At 49.0% G+C, this 19,716-nt stretch carries 16 protein-coding genes; 5 read left to right on the top strand and 11 right to left on the bottom strand.

Annotated elements, in window-relative coordinates; all coding sequences use genetic code 11:
* Nucleotides 1-2: 2 nt before the first annotated feature.
* Entirely contained in the window at nucleotides 3-461 is a 459-nt protein-coding gene (locus M1B78_RS15670; protein WP_257941171.1) for an NVEALA domain-containing protein, read from the bottom strand.
* Between the two features lie 240 nt (nucleotides 462-701).
* Here M1B78_RS15670 and M1B78_RS15665 point away from each other — a divergent pair, with 240 nt between their 5' ends.
* The 3 genes from M1B78_RS15665 to M1B78_RS15655 all read left to right on the top strand — a co-directional run bounded on the left by M1B78_RS15665 (nucleotide 702) and on the right by M1B78_RS15655 (nucleotide 2,617).
* Complete coding sequence (locus M1B78_RS15665) at nucleotides 702-1,496, top strand: CPBP family intramembrane glutamic endopeptidase (RefSeq protein ID WP_257941170.1); 795 nt, start codon at nucleotides 702-704, stop codon at nucleotides 1,494-1,496.
* Nucleotides 1,493-2,158: a DUF2975 domain-containing protein gene (locus M1B78_RS15660; protein WP_257941169.1), complete on the top strand. Its 666-nt coding sequence runs from the start codon at nucleotides 1,493-1,495 to the stop codon at nucleotides 2,156-2,158. Before M1B78_RS15665 ends, M1B78_RS15660 begins: the two co-directional genes overlap by 4 nt.
* Before the next feature lie 255 nt (nucleotides 2,159-2,413).
* A complete protein-coding gene (locus tag M1B78_RS15655) occupies nucleotides 2,414-2,617 on the top strand; it encodes a helix-turn-helix domain-containing protein (RefSeq protein ID WP_005830522.1) in 204 nt (67 codons plus the stop codon).
* A gap of 218 nt (nucleotides 2,618-2,835) precedes the next feature.
* On the opposite strand, the gene M1B78_RS15650 is transcribed toward M1B78_RS15655, so the two are convergent.
* From M1B78_RS15650 to M1B78_RS15640, 3 genes are all read right to left on the bottom strand, one after another.
* Complete coding sequence (locus tag M1B78_RS15650) at nucleotides 2,836-3,258, bottom strand: SufE family protein (protein WP_034523308.1); 423 nt, start codon at nucleotides 3,256-3,258, stop codon at nucleotides 2,836-2,838.
* A 61-nt stretch (nucleotides 3,259-3,319) separates the two neighbouring features.
* On the bottom strand, nucleotides 3,320-4,333 hold the full coding sequence (locus tag M1B78_RS15645; RefSeq protein WP_257941168.1) for a M20 family metallopeptidase: 1,014 nt from the start codon (nucleotides 4,331-4,333) through the stop codon (nucleotides 3,320-3,322).
* The gene (locus tag M1B78_RS15640; RefSeq protein ID WP_257941167.1) at nucleotides 4,330-5,268 is read right to left on the bottom strand and encodes a S66 peptidase family protein; all 939 of its coding nucleotides are present in this window, start codon (nucleotides 5,266-5,268) and stop codon (nucleotides 4,330-4,332) included. Before M1B78_RS15640 ends, M1B78_RS15645 begins: the two co-directional genes overlap by 4 nt.
* Nucleotides 5,269-5,497: 229 nt before the next feature.
* On the opposite strand from M1B78_RS15640, the gene M1B78_RS15635 reads away from it, so the two are divergent.
* Nucleotides 5,498-6,412 (top strand): phosphate acyltransferase, encoded by a 915-nt coding sequence (locus M1B78_RS15635; RefSeq protein WP_257941166.1) that lies wholly within the window; start codon nucleotides 5,498-5,500, stop codon nucleotides 6,410-6,412.
* A gap of 64 nt (nucleotides 6,413-6,476) precedes the next feature.
* Nucleotides 6,477-7,559, top strand: coding sequence for a butyrate kinase (buk, locus tag M1B78_RS15630; RefSeq protein WP_257931362.1), 1,083 nt, complete (start codon nucleotides 6,477-6,479; stop codon nucleotides 7,557-7,559).
* A 54-nt stretch (nucleotides 7,560-7,613) separates the two neighbouring features.
* On the opposite strand, the gene M1B78_RS15625 is transcribed toward buk, so the two are convergent.
* The 7 genes from M1B78_RS15625 to M1B78_RS15595 form a co-directional block, all read right to left on the bottom strand.
* A complete protein-coding gene (locus tag M1B78_RS15625) occupies nucleotides 7,614-9,521 on the bottom strand; it encodes an MGH1-like glycoside hydrolase domain-containing protein (protein WP_257941165.1) in 1,908 nt (635 codons plus the stop codon).
* A gap of 20 nt (nucleotides 9,522-9,541) precedes the next feature.
* Nucleotides 9,542-12,685 carry a glycoside hydrolase family 2 TIM barrel-domain containing protein gene (locus M1B78_RS15620; protein WP_257941164.1) on the bottom strand — a complete coding sequence of 1,048 codons (3,144 nt, stop codon included), beginning with the start codon at nucleotides 12,683-12,685 and terminating at the stop codon, nucleotides 9,542-9,544.
* Between the two features lie 72 nt (nucleotides 12,686-12,757).
* Nucleotides 12,758-13,360 (bottom strand): lysine exporter LysO family protein, encoded by a 603-nt coding sequence (locus tag M1B78_RS15615; protein ID WP_005830487.1) that lies wholly within the window; start codon nucleotides 13,358-13,360, stop codon nucleotides 12,758-12,760.
* A complete protein-coding gene (locus M1B78_RS15610) occupies nucleotides 13,357-13,635 on the bottom strand; it encodes a LysO family transporter (protein WP_257941163.1) in 279 nt (92 codons plus the stop codon). The genes M1B78_RS15615 and M1B78_RS15610 overlap by 4 nt, the downstream gene beginning before the upstream one ends.
* 128 nt (nucleotides 13,636-13,763) lie before the next feature.
* The gene (locus M1B78_RS15605; protein ID WP_257941162.1) at nucleotides 13,764-15,377 is read right to left on the bottom strand and encodes a RagB/SusD family nutrient uptake outer membrane protein; all 1,614 of its coding nucleotides are present in this window, start codon (nucleotides 15,375-15,377) and stop codon (nucleotides 13,764-13,766) included.
* Between the two features lie 31 nt (nucleotides 15,378-15,408).
* Entirely contained in the window at nucleotides 15,409-18,531 is a 3,123-nt protein-coding gene (locus tag M1B78_RS15600; protein WP_257941161.1) for a SusC/RagA family TonB-linked outer membrane protein, read from the bottom strand.
* 778 nt (nucleotides 18,532-19,309) lie between these two features.
* On the bottom strand, nucleotides 19,310-19,716 hold a 407-nt coding region (locus M1B78_RS15595; RefSeq protein WP_430732575.1), incomplete at its 5' end, for a helix-turn-helix transcriptional regulator.

The following is a 19,716-nucleotide window of genomic DNA, read 5'->3' as shown; positions in this document are numbered from 1 at the left end:
TATTAATATATTATTTGTGAGCCGGCGCATGTGGCGGTGTACATGCACATGGTTGCCTTTGTGGTGCAACAGCCATCGCATTTTGTGACATACGTTGCCGGTTCGTCTGGTAGTAATGTAGTACTGGTATACATATAGCAACTTTTAACCTTGATAGGTTCGGCTTCGTCTGAGGCTAAAGCCTCTACGTTGAGAAGTGCAAGATCTGTTAATTCGTGGCTTGAATCATGGGGGATAAACATGTTGCAAAGTAGTATTGACGACATGATTGAGGCAATAGTTAGTCTGCAGATTGATTTTTTTTCATCATAGTACAGTTTAATATTAATAATTTTCTCAAAAATAGTGATTTTAGTTTGTATTACAAATAATTTGTTTGTGTTATATAACAGATTTCTTGTTGCGGAACACTTCTTCTTTTTATTGTTTTTCGATAAATATTTTCTGTTTTTCTTTGTCACATCAAAAAAAGGTTTTTAATTTGCATATCGAAAAACGATAAATGATTATCGAAAAACAGAATAATGAACTTTATAAAGACGAAGGAGGGGCTTAGGTTATGAGAAGAGCATTCATGAGTATTACACTATTGGTATTGTCACTTTCTACAGTGATGGTGCTGCTGATGGGACTTCTTGCCACAGCTTGACGGATTGATAGAGAAAATGTGTATCTTTGCGAACTTTTAGACGAATAGAACAATGAAAACGGCAATAAAACTAGTATTGATTTACTTTTTGATGCAGATTGTAGGAGCACTATTTGCAGGACCTTTCTGTCTGCTGTATACGTATTTTGCTGATGGAACTTTCGACATGGACAAGGCTGGTCAGATTGCTGTGTCACCTACCATGCTGCTGGGTTTCGTTTTCATGGGGGTGTACTTGTGGCGCAAGAACTACCTGACGGGGGACAAGCATCTGTATTCTCCGGTGCCGGTTCCTTATCTGGCATGGAGCCTGCTTGCCGGAATGGCTTCCATGTATATAATAGCTGTTCTGATGTCCGAACTCACTTTCTTGCCCAATTTGTTGGACCAGACATTTGACATGCTACAATCCGGTTGGTTGGGTATTCTCTGTATTTCTGTTCTGGGGCCCGTGCTGGAAGAACTTCTTTTCCGTGGTGCCATTACCAAGGAGCTGCTTCGCAGATACAGTCCGGCAAAGGCTATCTTGTTTTCCGGATTGATATTCGGTATTTTCCATCTGAATCCGGCTCAGATAATAAGCGCTTCTCTCATTGGTTTCTTGCTTGCCTGGCTTTATTATAAGACACGGAGTCTGATGGCATGTATTCTGATACACATCATGAACAATGGCTTGTCTGTCTATCTGAGCCTGAAACATCCTGAAATGGAGGATGTGACACATCTGCTGAGTAACCCGTATGCTCTGGTTTGGGCAGTGGTTTTCATATTGTTGCTTCTAGTCTCTTTGAAACAACTGAATAAATATAATATATCTGATACTAATACAACAACAACTGAATTATGAAAAGAAGATTGAACATTCTCTGCCTGGTGGTAATGCTTGTACTGAGTTACTCGGTTCTGGAAGCGGGCTATTTCTTCTTTATAGGAGCCAAACTGGGTGTGGAATCTGTGGTTGAAAAGGAAGATACCCATGCGTTGCGGCAGAAGCTGATGCATATGAAGTATATAAGCTTGGAATCACATAGCTTTACAATGAAGGGAGGTGAACTCTTTTCGGATTCTGTATACAATGAGAAGACCGGAAAGTATGTGCCTGCCAGCTACTCTTCCATGGTGGTGAGCATTGACGACCATCCTGCCCTTTGGGAACAGATTGCAAGTAAGTTGCTGACCTTTTTGCAGATAGGGGTCTATATCTGGGCCATTGTACTGTTTGTCCGGCTGATTATTTCCATAAATAAATCAGATATCTTCAATTGGAAGAATGTACGCCGTTTGCGCCGTTTGGGGCTGGCTTTGATTATCAGTTTCTGCTGCTCTTTTTCGGTTGCTTATATCACCCTCTACAATGTCGGTGAGGTGTTCTCGCTGCGTGGATATACATTGGAGCTCTCGGGCATCATCAGTGGAACTATGCTGGTGCTGGGATTGTGTTCGCTGATTGTAGGCGAAGTATTCGCCATTGGATTGAAAATGAAGGAAGAGCAGGATTTGACGATTTAATGAAAGGGAGGAGTGCGATGTGAAGAGAAGTGTGAAGTATGGTCTGTATTTCGCTGCCGAACTTGTAGCGGTTTTATTGTTGGCAAGTATTGTCTATTTTCTCCCTTGTTCCCGGCTTTTGACGGGAAGTGGAAAGTCTATATTGTAATGCCGTGGATGTATCTGTGCATATATGGCTATTACCGGTTGACGAAACGGTACACTGGCTGGTGGTGTGAGTGGGAAAAGGATAATTGATAAATAGAGCACAATTATATGATTATAGTAAACCTCGACATAATGATGGCCCGGAGAAAGATATCTTTGGGCGAACTGGCGGAGAAGATTGATATTACGCCTGCCAATCTCTCTATTCTCAAAACCGGAAAGGCGAAGGCCATCCGTTTCTCTACACTGGAAGCAATCTGCAAGGAACTCGATTGCCAGCCGGGGGATATATTGGAGTTTAAGGAAGGATAAATGGGGAGAAGAAGGCGCAAGTAGAGGTTGAAATGCTTACCGCCTTAAGAAACCCCGTTTACATACTACGGTAAACACCTTTACATACTATGGTAAACGTCGTTACTTCATAATGTAAAAGCCGTTACATTCTGGAGTAATGGCTTTTACATTATAGGGTAAACACCCGGTAAATATAATCTGCTGATTATTAGTTTATATATTGTCGGTCGTAACCTTTAGATGCCTTTCGCCTTGAACGCCAGCGCATACATTCGCATCTGCTTTACCATAGACAGCAGTCCGTTGCTACGGGTGGGCGACAAGTGTTCCTTCAGTCCTATTTTATCAATGAAATAGAGGTCGGCGTTCAGTATCTCATCCGGTGTGTGCCCGGAGAGTACTTTGATAAGCAGTGAAATGATTCCTTTCACAATCAGTGCGTCGCTTTCGGCCTGGAAAATAATTTTTCCGTCCACTTCGTCTGCCTGCAGCCATACGCGGCTCTGGCAACCTTCAATCAGGTTTTGTTCCGTCTTGTATTTTTCGTCGAGCGGTTCCTGCTCGTTTCCTAAATCAATAAGAAGTTGGTACCGGTCCATCCAATCGTCGAAATCATTGAATTCGGCAATTACTTCATCTTGTACTTCATTGATACTTATCATAAGATTCACTGTTTTACTGTTTGCAATTACTGTTTTACTGTTTTACTGTTTTACTGGTTTATTTCTCATTGTAGATGACTTCCAGCAAGGTCTGTCCCACGGCGTTGAGAGTGCCCTTGTCGATGATGTCCATATTGTCGTCCGTTGTGTGCCAGAAGTCACCGAAGCCGGTGTCGCAGTTCGGGTCATAGTTAATGATGTCCACGCAGGGAATCTGCCGCAGGTTGTATACATACATGTGGTCGTCCGTCACTTCGGTACCTTTTTCTTTGGGGAAGAAGTTGCCGAAGCCCAGTCGGTGGGCCGTGCTCCATATCTTGTTCACGTACTTGCCGGCGGTTCTTTGAGAGAACTGTTCCTTGTAGAAGGTGGCGTTCTTGCCGCCCACCATGTCGAGCAGAATGCCGTAGCGGGCGTTATAGCCGTCTACGTGGGGTACTCGTCCCCAATACTGCGAGCCCAGGCACCAAGTGTCGTTCTTGTATGCACCTTGATAGAAGTAGGGGATGCCATAGTCTTCGGCGTCAAAGAAGATGATGTCGATGCCGATGGCCGGAGCCTGCCGTTGCAGTTGGCGGGCCACTTCGAGCAATATGCCTGCACCGCTGGCGCCGTCGTTCACACCCAGGATGGGGCTGTGATGCTTCGTCTTGTCGGCATCCTGGTCGGCATAAGGACGGCTGTCCCAATGGGCACAGAGCAGTACACGCCTTTTGCTTTCCGGATTATAGGCGCCGATAACATTACGCGCCTTCAGGATGGTGTTGTCGTAAGCCACCAGGTCGGCATGCTGGTTGTATACCTTGGCGCCGAATTCTTCCAGCTTCTTGGCAAGGAATTCTCCGCAGGCTTTGTGGGCGGCGGTGTTGGGCACGCGCGGACCAAAATCCGCTTGGGTCTGTATGTATTGGTATGCACTGTCTGCACTGAACTGGGGCGCCTGGACAGTCGCTTTGGTCGCATCGTCCTCACTGTCATTATCGGCTGCAGGCTTGCTGCTCTTGTTGCTGCATGCCACTATTGCTATAATCAGCAACGGCAGCAACGGGATAAATGTATAATTCCGTTTCATTCTCTTTCTGTATTAAAACTTAGTTTCACTTCTTTCTTTCCAACCTCCAATGTTACCGCAGCACCGTTTATCAGCGGCAGGTTTCTGCTGACATGACCGACGGGAAAACCGAAAGACACCGGATAATCGTATTCCTTCATCAAATCGGCCAATGCGCCATACAGGTCTTTTCCCAGCGATTTGTCTTCTCTGTATTCGGTGAATTGCCCGATGATGAGGCCTGAAAGCTTGTCGAGGACACCGCCCAGTTTGAGATTGTACATCATGCGTTCCACCGCATGCGGGCGTTCTCCCACATCCTCGATAAAGAGGATGGTGCCTTCGGCCGGAATATCGTAGGGGGTGCCGCGCAGCCCGTAGAACACCGACAGATTGCCGCCGCGCAACACACCTTTTGCCTCTCCCTTACGGTTCAGCTTATGCCTCGGGCAGACGTAGCTGAATGTTCTTATTCCTCCAAACGACCGACCGAACAGCATATCCTTCAGCGCCAGCGTGCAGAAGTCGTTTTCGGGTTCTACTGTGAGATGACGCGCCATGGGGGCGTGCAACGACGCGAAGCCATTCTGCTGGAACAGATTATGCAGGGCGGTGATGTCACTGAATCCGACGAGCCATTTGGGATGCTGCCTGAACTTGGTAAAATCCAGTTTGCCTACCAGATGCACGGCTCCGTAGCCGCCCCGGCTGCAGAATATGACTTTGGCTTCCTCATCGTCCATGGCTTCCTGCAGGTCTTCAAGGCGTTGCCGGATGCTTCCTGCATATGTTCCGTTGGAACTTCCCGCATGCTTTGCGAATACGACTTCCAGCCCCCAGGACTTCAAACGTTTGCAGGCGCCTTTCAGGAAAGATTTGTCAATCTTGCTGGAAGGGGAGAGAATAATGGCACGGTCACCTTCCTGCAGAAACGGAGGGAAAATAAGACTACCCATATTATATTATCAATCTATTTGGGGCAAAAGTACACAATTCACCACAGATATCACAGATTAACACGGATTTTTTAACAGAAGAGAGGGAGAGGAGAGGGGGACGTGTGCTGTTCAAATCCGTGTAATCTGCGGTGGACATATCAAAATGATATTAAACATATGAAATTTCAACGGGGCAAATGCTGTATTTCTCGACATTTTTTTAGATATTTGCTAAAAATCTAACGTTATGGAACCGATACGGAACTTTGCCCAGTTAACAGCCCACCTGAAAACCTTGAATAAGAGGAAACGCATTGCAGTAGTTTGTGCCAATGACCCTAATACAGAGTATGCCATATCTCGTGCCCTGGAGGAGGGGATTGCGGAATTTCTGATGATTGGCGATTCTGCCATATTGGAAGAATATCCCACCCTGAAGAAATATCCTCAATATGTCAGCACTTTGCATATAGAAGATCCCGATGAGGCGGCACGTGAGGCGGTGCGTATCGTACGCGAGGGTGGAGCGGACATCCTGATGAAAGGCATCATCAATACCGACAATCTGCTTCGTGCCATTCTGGACAAGGAGCATGGTTTGTTGCCCAAAGGAAAGATTCTGACCCATCTGGCCGTGATGCAGATACCCACTTACGATAAACTGCTCTTTTTCTCCGATGCTGCGGTCATTCCCCGCCCTACGCTGCAACAGCGCATTGAAATGATTTGGTATGCCATCCATGCCTGCCGCCATTTCGGGATAGAGCAACCACGCATCGCACTGATTCATTGCACGGAGAAGGTCAGCACCAAATTCCCCCATTCATTGGACTATGTCAACATTGTGGAACTGGCAGAAGCCGGCGAGTTCGGCAATGTCATTATCGACGGTCCGCTGGATGTAAAGACGTCATGTGAAAAGACGAGCGGTAACATCAAAGGCATTGTATCGCCGATTGACGGGGAGGCGGATGTGCTGATTTTTCCAAACATCGAATCGGGAAATGCTTTTTATAAGGCCGTATCTCTGTTTTCTCATGCCGATATGGCCGGGTTGCTGCAAGGCCCCTCATGCCCGGTAGTATTACCGTCGCGCAGCGATTCCGGTTTGTCCAAGTATTACAGCATTGCCATGGCCTGCCTGACCAGCGGGACGGAATAGCCTTAATTGTAACTCGTAATTTGTAGTTTGTAAATTGTAACTCGTAACTCGTAAATCGTAATCAATGAAGATACTGGCAGTAAATCCCGGTTCCACCTCGACAAAAATTGCTGTCTATGAGGATGAGGCTCCCCGTCTGGTACTCAACATCCGGCATTCGGTGGAGGAGCTTTCCCGATTTCCCCGCATCATCGACCAGTTCGAATTCCGCAAGAACCTGGTGCTGGAAGCGCTGGAGGCCAATGACATTCCCTTTAAGTTCGATGCCATCGTCGGCCGTGGGGGATTGTTGAAACCCATTCCCGGTGGTGTGTATGCCGTGAACGATGCCATGTTGGACGATATGCTCCACGCCATGCGTACCCACGCCTGCAACTTAGGTTGTCTGATAGCCCACGAACTTGCCGCCATGCTGCCCGGCTGCCCCTCTTTCATAGCCGATCCCGGCGTGGTGGACGAACTGGACGATGTGGCACGCATCACCGGTTCGCCTCTGATGCCCAGCATCACCATCTGGCACGCCTTGAACCAGCGAGCCATCGCCCGGCGCTATGCTGCCGAGCGTAGTGCCCTGCAGCCCGAAGCTCCTGTGCATTACGAAGACCTCAATCTGATTGTCTGTCACTTGGGTGGAGGCGTTTCCGTAGGAGTCCACCGCCACGGCCGTGCGGTGGACGTGCCCAATGCCCTCGACGGTTTCGGTCCTTTTTCGCCCGAACGTGCAGGTACCCTGCCCGCCGGGCAACTGATAGACCTTTGTCACTCGGGGCGTTACACTACCGAAGAACTGAAGAAACGTATTTCCGGCAAGGCGGGACTTGCCGCCCATTTGGGTACTACCGACATTCCCGCCATAGAGAGGCGCATCGCTGAGGGAGACACCCATGCCGCTTTGGTGCTTGATGCCATGATTTACCGCATTGCCAAGGAGATAGGCGGTGCTGCTGTTGTGCTTTATGGCAAGGTGGACGCCATTCTGCTTACGGGAGGTATGGCACATTCCGAGTACATCACTTCGCGGTTGCAGGAGCGCGTGTCTTTCCTTGCTCCCGTTCACGTCTACCCCGGAGAAGACGAATTGGAAGCATTGGTACTGAATGCGCTGGGCGCTTTGCGTGGAGAGCTTCCGGTGCAGGTTTACCGATAATAATCATATCGCTTTTGTTCTTCATGTGAGTTATGACATATATGGAATCCCGGTTTACTTACCGTAGTCGTCGTACATCATCAACAGATGTGAGGAGCTCCAGCTGAAATGGGGAGCTTTCAGGCGTTCGCCGGTATGGGTTCCGTAGTTCTCGTGGATGGGAGCACCCTCTTTCAGCCCACTCAGGCGGTCGAAGACTTGCAGCGTATATTCATCTGCCAGCTGGTTGTAGCCGTAGTTGCGCAGTCCGCGGATGGCAAAGTAGGTTTGGTCCAGCCAGATGGGGCCACGCCAGTAGCCGCGCGGATTGTATTTGGGATTGTCAGCGGCAATGGTCGGGAAGGGGATATACGTGGAGAACTTTGCCGTATCTTGAAGCATAGGCAGCATGCTGTCCACTTGCGCTTGTGTGGCAATCCGGGTCCACAACGGAGTGTAGGCTTCGCAGCCCGGCTCTTCGATGAATGCACCGTCCTTCAGGCGGCGGTCGCAGAAGAAGTTGATGTTCTTGTCAAAGAAATAGTCGGCTACCTGGCTACTGTAGTCCGGTGCGTCGAAAGGTATCTTCAGCAGTTTGCATTCCAGTGCCAGATAAGCGTTCAAGTCCACACTCTCCTGATCCATACTCCAGGCATCCTCGTAGCCTTCGTTTTTCAGCATCACGGCGCCGTCAAAACGGATGGCGTTGTCCATGCCGCTTTCCCAGGCGGCAGCTTCCAGTGTTCCGTCGGTAGCACCGTATTCGCACATGCCATTGCGGTTGTGGTCGCGCTTTTCGTACCACCATTTATAATAGGAGAGCAGTTGCGGATACATCTCGGCAACGAAGGCGGTGTCACCCGTATGGGTAAATATTTCATCGACAGCCCAGCATACCAAGGGAGGTTTGCTGTCACGGGCATTGTTCTCGGAGGGGTCAGTGTAGATACAGTCGATAATCATGCCGTCCGGTTGCTGGTAGTCGAACATGGCTCGGATGTTGTTCTTGGCCAGTTCGGGGTCGAATTTGGCGGTTCCGGCACTGAAGCGCCAGCTATCCCATGCCCAAAAGCCGACGAAATAGCCTACGGCATGGCTCGGGATGATGCCTTCGTGAAGCAATCCGCCGCGGTGTGTCCGCCAATTGGAGATGAGCGTGGTGACGGCTTTCACGGCGATGCGGTCATATTCGGGCTTCATGTCCTTGCGCAGTATCTTGGTGAGGTAACCTTCCCAACGTTCGGCATTGGCTTGCAGGGCGGGGGCGGGATTATTGAGCAGGCCCGGAAGGTTTTGCAAGCTGGCAGTCATCTCTTTTTCGGAAGTGAAGAAAGAGATGGCTACGTTGACGGGGTAGTGCGGAGAGCAGACGAGGGCTGTATAGTTATTGTCGGTCTTGGCCAGCTCTACATTAGGAGTGAAGGTCACGGTTACGGTTTCGCCACTGGGATGACGGGCGATGACGGAGTTCTGTTCTACGCTGACGGTGATGTCTTTGCCCCATTGGCTACCGGAGAGCAGCAGGTCTTCAGCCGTGTCGGATTCGATGCGCAGCAAGGCGGTCGAGGCACTTGTGAAGTTGAGCCGTTGCGTGATGCTCCCGTGGGTGGAATGTGCCGACATATAGAGCTCGCCGGGGTAATAGCAAGTGGAATCCGGAACAAAAATCTCTTGTGTATCTTTGGCAAAGCTTACGACGGCGGCTGACTGTGCCATCCACTGGCGGCGGAACATATCGAGGCTGAAGGGGCCGCAGAAGCCGTTGACCCATTGTTGCCGTTCGGGCAGCGTGAAGCCCATCCACGAGCCGGCGTCGGTGAACCAACCATAGCAGCGGTGCAGGGTGTCGGGAGTGTAGGAGATGTCCAGTATGTCGGCGAAGGCATACCGTTTCTCCGTAGTGCTTTTCATGCCGGGAGTGCAGGCTGTGATGCCTGCGGCCAACAATGTGAAGCAGAGTATACGTATAAATTTGTATTTCATATGAATGAGGTATTTAACGGTTATTTGTGCGCTTGTTCCGCTGCATCATCCTCCGGTGCGAGAGGGGCGAGCGTGAAGCTGTATTTCCATTCGTGCGGAGTGATGGTGTACTCGGGATGAACTTGTGCTCCCCAGGTATTGTCACCGCCTACGCCCATCTGCTTGTGGTCGATGTTGAGCCATATCATATCTTTCTTCTGGATGCTTCCACCGTGGCGGCGCTCCATCTGTGAGGGACGGTATTCAATGTCCTCCATCGGGAAGTTCCAGGCGCTTACGCTCAACGGCTCCTCGCCCACTACCAGCAGACCTTCACCGGCAGCATTGCGTAGGGCCACCCAGCGTACGTCACAATGATTGGACGTCTCTTGGGCTCGTACATACGGATGGAACTGTTCCCAGACTGTTGCGTTGTAGAGGCCTATCAATGCTCCCGTCTTGCGGTCGGCATACGTCTCTTGCGGGCCGCGGCCCAGCCAGGTCATCATTTCATATTCGGCAGGGAGTATCATGCGCATGCCCAGACGAGGCATCTCGCTCAATGGCTTCTTGCCGGGGGTGAAGTGCATGGTTACCTGAACCTTGCCGTCGGGAGTAATTTTGTAGAGAGTCTGTAAATCAGCATCTTGTTCTTCCATGCGGTAGGTCGCAGTGACAGTAGCCGTTTGTCCGGCTTCTGCAACTTCGATGTCCTGCAGTTTGGCATCGCGTCCGGCGTTTCTCCAGGTGCCGCAGCGTATCAGGTGCCCATTTGGAATATCATTGTCGGTCAACGGGCGCCAGAAGTTGGGTTGTAGCCCTTCTTTAATCAGATTCTTTCCGGTGTAGTTCAACTCTGTCATGTCACCGTTTCGGGTAGAGAAAGCTACCTGGAAGTTGTTGCCTTTCACGGTCAGTGTTTCGTTGTTGCGGTCTACGGTCAGCGTTCCTTCCACCGGCTGAACGGTTTTGGCTGACGGTGCAGAAGGCAATTCCCATTGTTCGATGGCAACCTCGTGTCCTTTCGGTACTAATGGCGCTTCGTGCTTGGTGAATGCACGCAGTGTGAGGAAATACTCCTTGCCGTCGGCAGGCAGCGCTTTCAGTGGCAATTCTATGTTGGCAGAGTTTCTGGGAGCAATCTTGGGGAAATCCATTTCACCGTCCTGAACGGTCTTGCCGTCGCATTCCACTGCCCAGCGGAGGGTATATCCTTCCAATCCGATGAAATCGTGCCAGTTGGTGACCTTTATCTTGTTGGGGGTGAAGGCGAGCGGTTCGAAGTGGATGTATTGCAATACCTTCTTCACTTCGTAGATGTGCGGGTGCGGGGTGCGGTCGGCAGCAATCAAGCCGTTGGCACAGAAGTTGGAGTCGTTGACGACGCCTACAAATCCCATGTCGCCGCCAAAAGCCCAGATGTCGCGCCGGTTCTCGTCCTTGATGGCAAACGTCTGGTCCACCCAGTCCCAGATGAAACCGCCTTGCAGCTGGTCGTACTTGTAAATCAAGTCCCAGTAGTCCTGAAAGTTGCCTACGCTGTTGCCCATGGCATGGGCATACTCGCAAAGGATCATGGGGCGAGCGTCGCGCTGGTTCGCATGCTGGTGCAGCCTCCAGATGCGTGCGTACATAGGACAGTAGATGTCGCTCTTGGAGTTGTAGCCACCGCCTTCGTATTGTACGGGGCGGGTGGGGTCTGTCTTCTTGGTATAGTCATACAGCGTTTCGAAGTGCTTGCCGTAGCCCGATTCGTTACCCATAGACCAGGTTACGATGGCGGAGTAGTTGTGGTCGCGTGCAATCATTCGGCTCATCCGTTGCATGAAAGGCACCTCCCAGTCGGGATAGTTGGCAAGAGTTTCGTCCTTGTGGAACATCATGCCGTGGCTTTCGATGTTGGCTTCGTCTACCATATAGAGGCCGAACTCCGTGCAAAGCTCGTACCACGCATAGTTGTTCGGGTAGTGGCAGTTGCGTACACCGTTCAGGTTGAACTGCTTCATCAGCTGGATGTCGTGTATCATAGACCCCACGGTGATGGTACGTCCCTTGTGCGGGTCGTGCTCGTGACGGTTCACCCCCTTGAAGAGGACGGCCTGGCCGTTAATCATCTGCATGCCGTTCATCATTTCCACGGTACGGAAGCCAAAAAGGTGCGTAAAGGATTCCTGCGGTTTCCCTTGTGCATCAAAGGTGCTGACTACCAGCGTGTAGGTGTTCGGTGTTTCGGCATTCCAGGCTCGTGCATTCGGGAACACTTGCTGCTGGGTAAACAAAGTGTCTGTGGCAGAGGTTATGGACTTTTTCCGGTCATAGATAACCTTGTCCTTGTCCATTACCTTGATTTCCACCGTTTCTCCGGCTTTAGGCCGATGGAGGAATACGTCCAGCTTTAGTTCGCCATCCTTGTAGTTGTTTATCAGTTCGGCTGTCATCCGGAAGTCCTTGACGCGGCTCTGGGGGCGGGCGTAGAGATAAACACTCCGTTCGATGCCGCTGTATTTCCAGTAGTCCTGGCCTTCCAGGTAGGAACCGTCGCTATAACGGAATACTTTTACAGCCAGTCTGTTGTTGCCCTTCTTCAGCAGCTTGGTGATGTTGAAGTGCGACGGCAGGCGGCTGTCCTCGGCATAACCCGCCAATTCGCCGTTTACCCATACATAGTAGGCAGACTCCACTCCTTCGAAATCGAGGAAAACGTCCATGCCTTCCCAACCTGCCGGGACGGTGAACTCGCGGATATAAGCACCTACGGGATTGTAGTCGGTAGGCACGTAGGGCGGATTGGGGGGGAACGGATAACGGGTATCTGTATAGATAGGTGCATCGAAGCCTTGCAGTTCCCAGCTTCCCGGAACTTCAATTTTACTCCACTTGCGGGTACTGAATCCGGGCTTGTGAAAGTCTTTGGGGCAGAGGTCATTGTTCTTTGAAAAAAGAAATTTCCAGGTGCCGTCCAGAGTGATACGGCGTTCCGTTGCAGGATTAACGTCGAACCGTACGTCGGCGGGCAAGGCACGTTGTTTCAATGCGTTGGCTTCATTCGTAAACGGGGTGAAGTGGGCGTGCATCGGTTCTCTGTTCATTTCGTTGACTTGCGGGTTCTGCCACGGCTCGTTGTCGGCCAGGGCATCGGTGCAAAGCAGCGAAGAAAGGAGAAAGGTATAAAGTTTGGTTTTCATTATTAATAGGATTTAGTGATATAAAAATGGCTCTTGTCAGAGACCGGTGTCTGTCAAAAGAGGGTAAAAGCCCTATATCGAGCAGAACAATGTCACCAGGAACGGAACGCTGAAATCGACCACAAACCCGTGGAAGATGGAAACCACTACAAACTGCTGTCCGGCTGTCCGTGTGATGATGGGTAGTGTGGTGTCCATCGTCGTGGCTCCTCCGGCAGAGATGGGGGCAAGGTTTCCGAACCATCGTACCAGCAACGGGGCGGCCAGCAGTGTCAGAATCTCCCGGCTGATATTGGCAAGCAGGGCGATGGTGCCCAGCTCGGCTCCCTTGTATTCGGTAATGAAGATACTGGAGAGCGAGTAGTAGCCGAATCCGGAACCTACGGCCAGACAGTCCGTTATAGAACGGTGTGTCAGAATCAGGCTGACGGCTGCGGAGCCTGCCAGCGTTCCCAGTATCGTCATGATGGGCAGGAATACCAGCCGCGGATTGAGTGAACGGAAATTCTTCAGGGTTTGCGGGTCGTTACCCACGCTCAACCCTACACTGAACATCAGCGCACAAAGCGCGTAGTAGCTGATGTTGGTTTCTGCAATATCAAAGGGCAACAGATGGCATACGCCGCAAATCGTACCCAGTACGAAAAAGCCCACTATGATAAGACTTCCTTTCATGCCCTTCCTCCTTTCTTGTTATACAAGGCTCTCCACAATGCCCAGGCGGCGATGACGCTTCCCAGGGTTCCTCCCAGGGTGAGTATCACAGCTTCAAGGCCTATGGTATGGAGCCCCTTGATGATTTGCTCGTTGCTTCCTACCTCGATGCCGAGGATAAACAGTAGCAACCAGATGAGCAGGGTGATGATTGGATGGATCTTCTTTAAGTCCCGTTTCCGTAAGAGATAGCCCAGCAGCATTCCCGTGAGCATTAGTCCGATGATTGTAAACATATCTATGTCGTTTTTAGTGGCAAAGATAGCGCAAACTGTCTTTGTTTATGCAAAGATAAAGCTTTTAAGCTGCCCAAGGCGGTGTTGCCGGGGCAAACACCGTCTTGGGTGGTATTAGAGAGGAAGAATTATTCAGCTGTTTCTTCTGCGGTACTATTCAGTGCAGGGTTGGCGTTTATTTCCCAGAGCGGAATGGGGAAGAAGTTGTGCTTGCCTTCCACGAATCCTCGGCTGCCCAATGTTTCGGACAGCTTGCCCCAGCGACGCAGGTCGTACCAACGATAGCTTTCCAGTGGGAACTCGATGATGCGCTCATGCTCGATTTGTGCTTGTACTTCTGCTTGTGAAGTTCCCTTCATGGCCGGCATATTTCCGTGTTTGGCACGGATGTCGTTGATGATAGGAATAGCTTGTTCGGTGTGTCCTTGTCTGTTCAGTACTTCGGCTTTCATCAGCAATACGTTGACATAACGCATCAAGGGAATGTTAAAGTTACATCTTGTATCCATTTCAGACAATTCTCTCGGAGTGAAGCGGCGGAAGCTGGGACGGTCATAGAATATCTTTACGCCTTTGTCCTCAAGCTCTTCCTTTTTAATGATATTATTGTTTGCATCCAGATAATTGCCGTCTTTATCGACTTTCCAGTAATGATGCAAATCATCGTATTCATAACCCCAGATTTTGCCGGTTCCGTCGTTCCAATACTCATCTTTGAAGAAAAGAGTGTTGTATATACGTTCGTCATAGCGCCCGTGGCTACTGATTTTTCCTTCTTTCTTGAATTCGCTTACAAGGAAGTCGTTGGGCAATATTTCATCCCAACCGCCCAGTTCACCGGAAGCGATGAAGTTGTGAATCCACGAATAGTAACGTGCACCGTTATCGGTATTGCTGCTGTACTGCACTTCAAAGATGGATTCTTTACAATTCTTATTTCTGCCGTTGAACATGTCAATCAATGCATCACCGCTTACCAACTCGTAACCGGTCACTGCATTCAGGGCTGTCAATGCATCAGCCAGATGCTGAGTTTCTTGTGCTGATTCTTCATACGCACGTGTCAGGTAGGCAAATCCCAGATAAGCGTGGGCAGCTCCAGAGGTAGCACGGCCCAGTTCTGTACTTGGCCGGGTGGCGGGAAGTGCAGTTCCTAATTTCAGTTCGTCGATGACGAAGTTCCAGCAAGCGGTGCGGTCGGACAGAGGTTTGTTCAAGTCGGCTTGGTCGGTGAGATATTTGTCGCGGATGATGATTTTCTCCCAGTTCAGCACCAGCATCAGGTGGTAGTAGCCGCGCATGAAGTGTGCTTCGGCCATCAATTCACTGCGTTTTGCTTCTGTTATGCCGTCTTCAGGTATTTGAGGTACATATTCCAATACCTGATTGGCAAAGTTGATGCCGCGATATAGGTCTTGATAGTAGTAAGAAAATTGAGTGTTACCATTGGTGTAAGTAAATTTATAGATATCAGTCCATGTTTGGTAGTTGATGGCGTCCGTACCCATGGTGTAGAGGTCGGTACGGAATGCCTCTACCGGCCATCTTACTTCGCTGGTGGCATAACTGTCACCATGATAGAGCTGTGCATAGACTGAAGCCATGGTAGCTTCGGCCTCCTTTAGGTTTTTCCAGAAATTTCCGGTGGTTACTTTATCTGGAGAGGACACTGTCAAGAAGTCTTCGCAAGAAGCAAAAAGCATCACGCAGCAGATACTTGCTAAATATATAAGTTTCTTCATATTGTTTCGTATAATATCGTTTTATAAAGTATTAGAATGTGAGCTGTGCTCCTACCGTGTACGAACGTGTAAACGGATAAATGTAGCGGTCTATACCGGAGTTCAACGGGCTACTGGTGGAGAATTCGGGGTCTACACCGTTGTAGCCTGTGATTGTAAACAAGTTGTCGCCACTCACGTAGAAACGCAATTTTTCAATATTGACTTTCTTCAGCAGAGAAGCAGGCAAAGTATAGCCTATTTGCGCTTGGCGCATGCGTATAAAACTGCCGTTTTCCAAGAACCGTTCAGACTCGCGGGAGTTGCCGTTGGGGTCATTGTAAACAGCACGAGGAACGCTGGTGTGAGTGTTTTGGGGAGTCCAGGCATTGGCTACGCTGCTGAGCATGTTACCCGGAGCGCTCATGGATTCATAGAAGTAGCGGTTTCCGTTGTACAGTTTATGTCCGAATGCACCTCCTAAGCTGAATGAGAGGTCGAAACCTTTATAAGAACCGGAGAAGTTTAGGTTGGCTTCCATCTTGGGAATGCCGGTTCCGCAGTATGCCTTGTCATCTTCGTCAATGGTGCCGTTTCCATCTACATCGACGAAGCGGATGTCACCGGCCTTGGCATTGGGTTGGAGGCGCTTGCCGTCCTGATTTACATAATTTTCTGCTTCGGCGTTAGTCTGGAAGATACCCGCCGTGCGATATAGGTAGAAACCGCTGATAGGCTTCCCTTCTTTGGCATATGCAGGCACGTGGTCGGTGTCCCAAAGCAGACCGGTAGAAGGCAGTGCCTGACCTTTGTCTGCCAATTCCACCACTTCGTTCTTGGTAGTAGAGAAGTTGAAACCTATGTTGTATTCAAAATCTTTCACTTTGTCGTTCCAGTTCAGTTCCAGTTCGATACCATTATTGCGTATTTTGCCTACATTCAGGATGGGGTTCTCGTAACCGGCAGAGGGCGAGAGACGCTTTGTGATAAGTAGGTCTTCTGTCTGGTTGATGTAATAGTTGATACTACCGGTCAGACGGTTGTTGAGCATTCCAAAGTCGAAACCGATATTCTTTGTATCGGTAGTTTCCCATTTCAATCCACGGTTTTCCATTTCCCATGAAGCAGACCCCTGCCAAGCGTTGCCGCCTTGGATGTAACCACCTTCCCAACGGTTGGAGTTGGTGATAAGAGGCTGAAAGTCATAATAACCCAATGCATTCTCATTACCCAAACGTCCCCAACTGGCACGGAATTTCAGGTTGTTGACAATACCTTCTTTCGGGAAGAACTCTTCTTCACTGATTCTCCATCCCACAGCTACAGAAGGGAAGCAACCCCAACGGTTCTCTGAACCGAACTTGGAAGAACCATCGTAGCGCATAGTGGCTTGCAATAGATATTTACCTGCAAAGGAGTAGTTTACACGCCCGAAGAAAGATGCACGATTATATTTGTATTTTGTTCCGTCTCCTGAGAATGTACCGCCCGCACCTGAGTCGATAGTGCTGAAACTGGGATCGAGAAAGCCTGCTGCTTCGTCTTTGGATGCAAGGTTCCCGTTTTCGTCTACATAATATTTGGATGTCTTGCCTTCTACGCCCACCCCGTTGTCGGTATACTTGGTGGTTGTGATGGATGAACCTACCATAGCGGTAACACTGTGCTTACCGAAATCTTTATTGAAGTTCAGTATGTTGTCTATCACTTGCTCTTCCCAGTAATAGGTCCCTTCGTAAGAATAAGGATACAGATTGGGTGACTGGGCATTGGAAGTGAAATCGGGATAGTGTTGCGTATAGCGATAGTGTGTGCCGCGATAAGCATAACTGGTTTTGAAGTTGAGGAAAGAAGCCAGCTTTATGCCCAATGATACATTGGCATTGGTATAGAATTTCTTGGTGGCTGCTTCGCGAAAATGGTGGTCTGCCATTACGTTGTTGGAAGCAGGTAGCCCCATATTGCCAGCCAATGCATAGCCGTACTTTTCGTTTTCGTCATAGACGGGCATCAGGGGTGAACTGTTATACATTTCGCGCAGGCTGTACTGTGGCTGGTGGCTCTTGGTATAGCGGAAACTTAGGTTAGCATCAACATCAAAGATATATTTGCTCATGTGCATCTTCATGCGTGCATTGTCTTGACGGAAGCTGTTGCCTAAGAAGATACCTTTGTTGTCGGCGTGGTTGTAGGATACGGAGTATTGGGCCGTTTCGCTACCGCCGCGTACGCTGAACATATAGTTTTGCGAAAGTCCGCTACGGAGCATCTGGTCTTGCCAGTTGGTATTGATACCGGTGTCGGTAGAACAATAAGCAGGAATGCTTTCTGCTTCATCAGGGAACTGGGCATTGTAGTTTTCGAACATTGTTTTGATGTTGCTCTTGTATTGTTCTGCATTCACCATTTCCAACTTGTTGGCAACGGCAGTCATACTCAGGTAGGTGTTGAAGTCGATGTGTGTTTCACCTTTCTTGCCGTTCTTGGTAGTGATGATGACTACACCGTTGGCAGCCACCGAACCATAGATAGCTGCTGCAGCACCGTCCTTCAATACTTCCATGCTCTGGATGTCTTGCGGATTCACGTTGTCAATGTCGCCCGGGAAGCCGTCGATGATGTAGAGCGGCTCGTTGCTGCCAAAAGACTTCACGCCGCGAATCTTTACAGATACGCCTGCGCCTGCGTTACCACCGGATTTCATGATGTTCACACCGGCAATCTTGCCTTGCAGGGCTTCGGCAGGGTTGGTCGTGGCACGTTTGGTCAGCTCTTCGGTGTCTACCGATGAAATGGCACCGGTCATGTCACTCTTCTTCATTGTGCCGTATCCGATAACGACAACTTCGTCCAGCATTTCGGTATCTTCTTTCAAAGTGACCTTCAGGCTTTTCTGGCCATTCAAGGGAATCTCTTGGGCTGCGTAGCCCACATAGGAAATAATGATTGTTGCGTTAGGAGAAACGTTGAGTGAGAAGTTACCGTCGATGTCGGTTATTACTCCGTTAGTTGTACCTTTTTCTAATACACTGGCACCGATTACGGTTTCTCCGGTTGTATCGATTACGGTACCTGTCAGCTGGATGTTCTGTGCCGATGCGCCTATAGGCAGCATGAAGGCAAAGAAGAGAAGTAGCTGAATAGCTCTTTCTTTGTAATGGTTACTTTTACTCATTGTGAATAAGTTTTTAAGGTTAATACTTGGTTTTTTCACGACGCTAAATTAAGCTTCATAAACAGGAATTGCTAATGAATGTTATCTACAGATGGACTACAAGGGAGGAGTATTCTTTGGTTTGTTATCTACAGATTGTATTGTAAATAACTGATAAACAATGATGAAAGAGGTTGGTTTATATCTACAAAACTATATCCGCCTCGATTTCTCCCGATTTGCATTAATTATTGAGTTGTGCAAGTAAACGGTGATTAGATGAAGAAGGGAACCGATTCTTTTAGAAATATCAAGCAACTCAAGTTTCGCAAGTCCTTTATAATTATGGATAAACAGTAGTATCATCAATGATGTCCCTTGCAGATGGCTTGCAGATAAAACATCTGCAAGCCATCTGTAAAAGAGGAAGCCGAGTACAAGACGGATGGCTAGACGCTTTTTTCTTTATAAACGTAATCCGTAGACGGTTCTTTCATTTGCATACTGATACAGTAGTCCCTTCTTCCGAAGTCATCCTAATAGCATAGACACAACGATATCCGTTATGCTGTTTCTGTAGACAATGTTCTTCCGGACTTGCGGGCCCATGCTTGCTTGTTCGGTGCCTTTTGTTCGGTGCCTTGTTTCTGCTGAGACAAAGGGAGAGCAAACTTTACCATCGCCTTTTTGAAATTGCCCTTACTCATCTCTGAAATCCCGATGAATAAAGACTTTCAGGCAAGCAACGAGGGCGGTGAGGGTAGAAATGCAAAATAAATATTTTCAGCCTTGAACTGGGTTATATGTTCTGTAGATAGTCGGTCAAGTCTTCTTCGGAAGAAAGGTTGAGGGATTTGCGCAGGCGGTAACGGTTCATGTTGATGGTTTTAGGGGTAGTACCGGTCAACATGGATATTTCTTTGGTAGACAAATTTACCCTTAGCAGGGTGGCAAGATATTTCTCGCCTTGTGTCAGTTTGGGATGAATCGCTACCAGTCTTTGGAGGAATTCATTGCTTTTATCATCGATGTTTGTCAATAGAGCACTGTTGGTTTTGTCTCCGCTTTGGCTCTGGCTGATGAATGCGTTGATTTTCTTCAGGTGGGGCGTGATGGCTTGCGCGTCCATCTTATAACGTGAGTTCGGGATAAGGAACGCCATGAAACAGTTGAATCGGCAGCTTGAAAAAGTTGCCGATTCTTTTG

Origin of the sequence: Bacteroides muris (ex Fokt et al. 2023) (assembly GCF_024704895.1) — a bacterium.
GTDB classification, from domain to species: Bacteria; Bacteroidota; Bacteroidia; order Bacteroidales; family Bacteroidaceae; genus Bacteroides; species Bacteroides muris.
Note: the sequence above shows the minus strand (reverse complement) of the source record. Positions and strands in the feature narration are given on the sequence as shown.

Bases quoted from the DNA above. Each gene is read 5' to 3' on its own strand.
- M1B78_RS15625 (WP_257941165.1), bottom strand. From the start codon at position 9,521: ATGAAATACAAATTTATACGTATACTCTGCTTCACATTGTTGGCCGCA.
- M1B78_RS15635 (WP_257941166.1), top strand. From the start codon at position 5,498: ATGGAACCGATACGGAACTTTGCCCAGTTAACAGCCCACCTGAAAACC.
- M1B78_RS15645 (WP_257941168.1), bottom strand. From the start codon at position 4,333: ATGAAACGGAATTATACATTTATCCCGTTGCTGCCGTTGCTGATTATA.
- M1B78_RS15605 (WP_257941162.1), bottom strand. From the start codon at position 15,377: ATGAAGAAACTTATATATTTAGCAAGTATCTGCTGCGTGATGCTTTTT.
- M1B78_RS15640 (WP_257941167.1), bottom strand. From the start codon at position 5,268: ATGGGTAGTCTTATTTTCCCTCCGTTTCTGCAGGAAGGTGACCGTGCC.
- M1B78_RS15660 (WP_257941169.1), top strand. From the start codon at position 1,493: ATGAAAAGAAGATTGAACATTCTCTGCCTGGTGGTAATGCTTGTACTG.
- M1B78_RS15600 (WP_257941161.1), bottom strand. From the start codon at position 18,531: ATGAGTAAAAGTAACCATTACAAAGAAAGAGCTATTCAGCTACTTCTC.
- M1B78_RS15615 (WP_005830487.1), bottom strand. From the start codon at position 13,360: ATGAAAGGAAGTCTTATCATAGTGGGCTTTTTCGTACTGGGTACGATT.
- M1B78_RS15655 (WP_005830522.1), top strand. From the start codon at position 2,414: ATGATTATAGTAAACCTCGACATAATGATGGCCCGGAGAAAGATATCT.
- buk (WP_257931362.1), top strand. From the start codon at position 6,477: ATGAAGATACTGGCAGTAAATCCCGGTTCCACCTCGACAAAAATTGCT.
- M1B78_RS15665 (WP_257941170.1), top strand. From the start codon at position 702: ATGAAAACGGCAATAAAACTAGTATTGATTTACTTTTTGATGCAGATT.
- M1B78_RS15610 (WP_257941163.1), bottom strand. From the start codon at position 13,635: ATGTTTACAATCATCGGACTAATGCTCACGGGAATGCTGCTGGGCTAT.
- M1B78_RS15620 (WP_257941164.1), bottom strand. From the start codon at position 12,685: ATGAAAACCAAACTTTATACCTTTCTCCTTTCTTCGCTGCTTTGCACC.